Source organism: Eggerthella sp. 1_3_56FAA, assembly GCF_000185625.1.
Classification (GTDB): domain Bacteria; phylum Actinomycetota; class Coriobacteriia; order Coriobacteriales; family Eggerthellaceae; genus Eggerthella; species Eggerthella lenta.
On sequence record NZ_GL622580.1, the window covers coordinates 840,008 to 842,632 of the forward strand.

The window sequence follows — 2,625 nt, forward strand, 5'->3', positions numbered from 1 at the left end:
GCGCCCGCCACCGCGGACGCCCGGCCCCTTTCCCGATGTTTCACGTGAAACATTCGTTCTATGCGCACAGGTGGGGTGCGACCGTGGGAGTGTGCTATCATGACGGCGAACACAGCGGCCATGCAAAGGAGCCATCATGTACGGATTGAAAACCGAGGCCAGCTTCGACTCGGCCCACTTCCTGACCGATTACTACGGCAAGTGCGAGAACCTGCACGGCCACCGGTGGAGAGCGGTGGTGTACCTCGAGGTCGCCGACCTGCAAGCCGACGGCACGATGAAGGACATGGTGGTTGATTTCGGCGTGTTCAAGCGCGCGGTGCGCGACCTGGCCGAAGAGCTGGACCACACCTTCCTCGTGGAAGAGGGCTCGCTGGCCGCGACGACGCTGGCCGCCCTCGAGGCCGAGGGCTTCAGCCTGACCGTCCTGCCCTTCCGCACCACCGCCGAAAACCTGGCGCGCTACGTCTGCGACCGGCTGACGGAGCAGGGTTTCCCCGTGTCCCAGGTGGACCTGTACGAAACCCCCAACAACTGCGCCATCTACCGGAGGACGGCATGAACGTTTCGGTCATCCTGGGGCATCCCTACGACGGCAGCTTCAACGCGGCCATCGCCCAGACCGTGGTGCAAACGCTGGAGGAGGACGGCCATGCGGTGGCGTTCCACGATTTGCACGCGGAGGGCTTCAACCCGGTGATTCCCCCGTCCGAGCTGGTCAGCGATGTGCCGGCCGACGATCTGACGGCCCTGCACCAACGCGAGATCAAGGAGGCCGACGGCATCGTCGTCGTGCATCCCAACTGGTGGGGACAGCCGCCCGCCATCCTCAAGGGATGGGTCGACCGCGTGCTGCGGGAGGGCGTGGCCTACGGGTTCGCCGAGGGCGATTCCGGCGGCGGCCTGCCCATCGGCCTGCTGAAAGCCCGCGCGGTGCTCGTGTTCAACACGTCGAACACGCCGGAAGCGCGCGAGCTCGAAGCTTTCGGCGATCCGCTGCAGCGGCTGTGGCGCGACTGCATCTGCGACTTCTGCGGCGTGACCACGTTCGATCGGGTTATGTTCCGCGTCGTTGCCGACAGCACGCCGGCCGACCGCCGCACGTGGCTTGAGCAGGCGCGCACCATGACGCGCGAAAGTTTCCCGTCCGAATGGAACAGCGCTGCCCGATCGGACTAGAACCGTCTGCCCCGTTGCCGCATACTGTCTCCGATATAAGTAACCCTTGGCTAACAAGTAAGGAGACCTTCATGGCAAGCAGCGTCGCATCGACGGCGAGCCCGGCACCTTCCCCGAGCGAGGGGAAGGTGCTCAAGGGCCGCGACCTCATCAACATCGGCATCTTCACGGCCATCTACTTCGTCATCCAGTTCGTGTTCATGCTGTGCGGTGGCATCCATCCGGCGCTGTGGGTGTTCATGCCGGCGCTCGACGGGTTGTTCGCGGGCATCCCGTTCATGCTCATGTGCGCGAAGGTGCAAAAGCCCGGCGCCGTCGTCATCATGGGGCTCATCGTGGCGCTCATCTACTTCGCGACGGGCATGTTCACGCCGCTCATCCTGGCCATGATGGCGGCATCTTGCGTTGTCGCCGAGGTCATCCGCGCGGTTGCGCGCTACCGCAGCTTCCTCGGCAACGCGGTGGCGTACGCGGTGTTCGGCCTGGGCATGTGCGGAAGCCCCCTGCCGCTGTGGGTGTTCCACGACTCGTTCGTCTCCCAGATCGCCGAGCAGGGTATGGGCGCCGACTACCTGGCGTCGCTTGACGCGCTGTCCACGACGCCGATGCTGATCGCCATGTTCGCCGTCACCATCGTGGCGGGCCTCGCGGGCGCGTATATCGCGCGCTGCCTGTTCAAGAAGCACTTCGAGAAGGCGGGGCTCGTCTAATGCAGGCCACCTACGCGCTCGAGGATCGTCGCGTGCTGGGCCGGGCGCCGCGCTCCGGCGTGCTCGACCTCGACCCGCGCACCATCATGGGCGTGCTGCTGGCGGCGTCGGTGGTGGCCTTCATGTCGAAGAGCCTCACGGTTGAGCTGGGCCTCGTGCTGGGCGTGGCGCTGCTGCAGGCGCTGACGGGGCACGTGAGGATGGCGCTTGCGTTCGCGGGCGGCTACGCGGTGCTGTGGGCGGTGCTCAACCTCGTGTTCCCGCACGTCGGAGGCGTTGCAGCCACCATGTTCACCATCAGCTTCACGTTCTCGCGCAAGATCTTCCTGTGCCTCATGGTGGGCTCGCTGCTGGTGGCCGAATGCTCGGTGCACCGTCTGACGGCCGCGCTCGAGCGCCTGCGCGTGCCGCAGGTGGTGCTCATCCCGCTCACGGTGACCATGCGCTACTTCCCGGCGCTCAAAGACGAGATGGCGCACATCCGCGACGCCATGCGCCTGCGCGACATCCCCGCTTCCGAGCGGCTGGAATGCTTCGTGGTGCCGCTCATCATGTCGGCCACCACCACGGCCGACGAGCTGTCGCGCGCCGCGACCTGCCGGGGCATCGAGAACCCGGTGCGCTCTACCGACACCGAGCGGCTGCGCATGCACGCCGCCGATTGGGCGGTGCTCGCGGCGTCCGCGGCGGCGGTCGTGGTCGTGGCGCTGTGGGGAGGGGCGTACTGATGGCGGCG

At 66.5% G+C, this 2,625-nt stretch carries 4 protein-coding genes; all 4 read left to right on the plus strand.

Going from position 1 to position 2,625, the window contains the following annotated elements; all coding sequences use genetic code 11:
• Positions 1–136: 136 nt before the first annotated feature.
• The 4 genes from HMPREF1023_RS08890 (at position 137) to HMPREF1023_RS08905 (ending at position 2,617) form a co-directional block, all read left to right on the plus strand.
• On the plus strand, positions 137–562 hold the full coding sequence (locus HMPREF1023_RS08890) for a 6-carboxytetrahydropterin synthase (protein ID WP_009305907.1): 426 nt from the start codon (positions 137–139) through the stop codon (positions 560–562).
• Positions 559–1,179 (plus strand): NAD(P)H-dependent oxidoreductase, encoded by a 621-nt coding sequence (locus HMPREF1023_RS08895; protein ID WP_009305909.1) that lies wholly within the window; start codon positions 559–561, stop codon positions 1,177–1,179. Before HMPREF1023_RS08890 ends, HMPREF1023_RS08895 begins: the two co-directional genes overlap by 4 nt.
• A gap of 71 nt (positions 1,180–1,250) precedes the next feature.
• A complete protein-coding gene (locus tag HMPREF1023_RS08900) occupies positions 1,251–1,889 on the plus strand; it encodes an MptD family putative ECF transporter S component (protein ID WP_009608046.1) in 639 nt (212 codons plus the stop codon).
• Positions 1,889–2,617 carry an energy-coupling factor transporter transmembrane component T gene (locus tag HMPREF1023_RS08905; protein WP_009305913.1) on the plus strand — a complete coding sequence of 243 codons (729 nt, stop codon included), beginning with the start codon at positions 1,889–1,891 and terminating at the stop codon, positions 2,615–2,617. Before HMPREF1023_RS08900 ends, HMPREF1023_RS08905 begins: the two co-directional genes overlap by 1 nt.
• Positions 2,618–2,625: the final 8 nt, after the last annotated feature.

Excerpts from the sequence above, each read along its gene's own strand:
- HMPREF1023_RS08890 (WP_009305907.1), top strand. The coding sequence starts at position 137 with ATGTACGGATTGAAAACCGAGGCCAGCTTCGACTCGGCCCACTTCCTG.
- HMPREF1023_RS08895 (WP_009305909.1), top strand. The coding sequence starts at position 559 with ATGAACGTTTCGGTCATCCTGGGGCATCCCTACGACGGCAGCTTCAAC.
- HMPREF1023_RS08900 (WP_009608046.1), top strand. The coding sequence starts at position 1,251 with ATGGCAAGCAGCGTCGCATCGACGGCGAGCCCGGCACCTTCCCCGAGC.
- HMPREF1023_RS08905 (WP_009305913.1), top strand. The coding sequence starts at position 1,889 with ATGCAGGCCACCTACGCGCTCGAGGATCGTCGCGTGCTGGGCCGGGCG.